At 67.2% G+C, this 2,008-nt stretch carries 1 protein-coding gene and 1 pseudogene; one reads left to right on the top strand and one right to left on the bottom strand.

Features of this window, described 5'->3' with window-relative positions; genetic code table 11:
- Positions 1–254 precede the first annotated feature (254 nt).
- Positions 255–1,327: pseudogene (locus ABZV31_RS38195) on the top strand (IS110 family transposase).
- A 58-nt stretch (positions 1,328–1,385) separates the two neighbouring features.
- Here the strand turns inward: ABZV31_RS38195 and ABZV31_RS38190 are convergent.
- Complete coding sequence (locus tag ABZV31_RS38190; protein WP_355901479.1) at positions 1,386–1,766, bottom strand: hypothetical protein; 381 nt, start codon at positions 1,764–1,766, stop codon at positions 1,386–1,388.
- Between the last annotated feature and the right edge of the window lie 242 nt (positions 1,767–2,008).

Raw genomic sequence — 2,008 nt, 5'->3', positions numbered from 1 at the left:
GGAGGGGGTGCGCTCGCGGGTGAAGCGGCTGGCCGCCCGGGGCTGGGCCACAGAGGTACGGCCGAACGTGTTCACCGCGGTCACGGGGACGGCGCATGTCGGCTCCAGCCCCCGGCGGCGCTTGCCGGCATCGGCCCGGTGGACGTGTCCCGATAGGGGCTTTGCCGCACAAAGCACCGTCACAGTTCTGACTGCCCACCGGACCGGTATTGGCCACCAGCCCCAATCCGAGGAGTCCTGTGACCATCGTCAGCATGCCCCAGCCGACCCTGCCCGTGCAGCAGTCCTCCGTAGTGGAGGAGGTGATCCTTGGGATCGACACCCACAAGGACGTCCACGTCGCCGCCGTGATCACCACGCTGGGGACCTCACTCGCGCACCAGGAGTTCCCAGCAACGGCTCTGGGATACCGCCAACTGGTGGCCTGGGCACGGTCCTTCGGCATCCTCAGCCGTGCTGGAGTCGAGTGCACCGGATCCTACGGAGCCGCGCTGACGCGAGTCCTGCGGCGCGCGGGCATCCAGGTCATAGAGGTCAACCAGCCCGACCGCGCCACCCGGCGCAAGCGGGGCAAGAACGATGCAGTCGACGCGGACGCCGCAGCCCGGGCGGTCCTATCGGGACGCGCCACGACCACGCCGAAGACCGCGGACGGGCCCCCGGCGGACCTGCGTGTCCTGCGACTGGCCAAGGAGTCTGCCGTCAAAGCCCGCACCCAGGCCATGAACCAGCTCGAGGCCGTCCTCCTGGCGGTCGACCCTGCCCTGCGCGAATCGCTCGCCGGCCTGACCAACACGGCCCTGATCGCCACGTGCGCGGACCTGGCCGACGACCGGGACGAGGCCGTATTCACGATGCGCCTGCTCGCCCGGCGGATTCAGCGGCTGTCCGAGGAGGCCAAGGAGCTGACCCGTCGCACCACCAAGGCCGTCCGCGCCTGCCGACCGCAGCTGCTGGAACTCGTGGGCGTTGGCCCGGACAGCGCCGCCGTCCTACTCATCACCGCAGGTGACAATCCCGACCGGCTCGCCGACGAAGCAGCCTTCGCCGCCCTGTGCGGGGTCAGCCCGGTCGAGCAGTCCCCCGGCAAGACCCAACGCCGACCTGAACCGCGGCGGCAACCGGCAGGCGAACGCCGCTCTCTACCGCATCGTGATGACCCGCATGCGCTGGGACGAAGGCACCCCGGGCCTACCTGCACCGCCGCACCGCCCAGGGCCTCTCGAAGCGAGAGATCATCCGCTGCCTCAAGCGTTATGTAGCTCGCGAGCTGTACCGGCACATCCAGCCGACAGCCGCGCTCGCCAAGCCCACATCTACGGCTTGACACAACATAGGGGCCTCAGGGCCTCCTGGTACTGCTTGGTCGGGATCGCAACCCCGAGCTACCAAGAGGCCCTGCCGTTATGCCCCGACCACCGCGGGATCACCCGAACAGCAACCCTGTTCGACTGATCAAGCCTGTTGAGCGGTAAGCGGAAGGCTTCTAACAACTCCTGTATGTGGGGACGGGTCGTAGCCATGGTCTTCCTGGCCCGGTACGTCTGAGTGAGGAGATCGACGTTCTGGTTGTCGGCACCCGCACGGTAGACGCGAAGGAAGTCGTCGAAATTCGCACCCCCGGACACGTCCAAGGAGCGCATGAAGGCAGAGGGGAAGGTGACGCCGACCCCTTCCTCTGCCTTCTTCCAGTGGTTGGTCACCACGCCCTCTTCGCCCATCGCTGGGAGCTTCGCCAAGAGTTGCAGATCGGTCAGGTCAGTCATGTACTTTCCTGGTCAGCGCCTCGTCGGACGGAGTCAGGAGCTCCGGCTTTCCACCATCAGGTGGGCTGCCTCACCACGGCAGGGGGTCGGGGCGGCGGCCCCACCACCATCCACGTGTGGAGGCGATGTCGTCAGGGCGGGACAACTCTTTAGACGTCGTCTCATTTGGGATCGTAATCTTGAGGCATGACGATCGTGGAGCGGCTGGTCCCGGACGGGTTGTGGGAGTTGTTCCAGCGGGT

Source organism: Streptomyces sp. NPDC005202 (genome assembly GCF_040608235.1).
In the GTDB taxonomy this organism is placed as follows: domain Bacteria; phylum Actinomycetota; class Actinomycetes; order Streptomycetales; family Streptomycetaceae; genus Streptomyces.
Note: the sequence above shows the minus strand (reverse complement) of the source record. Positions and strands in the feature narration are given on the sequence as shown.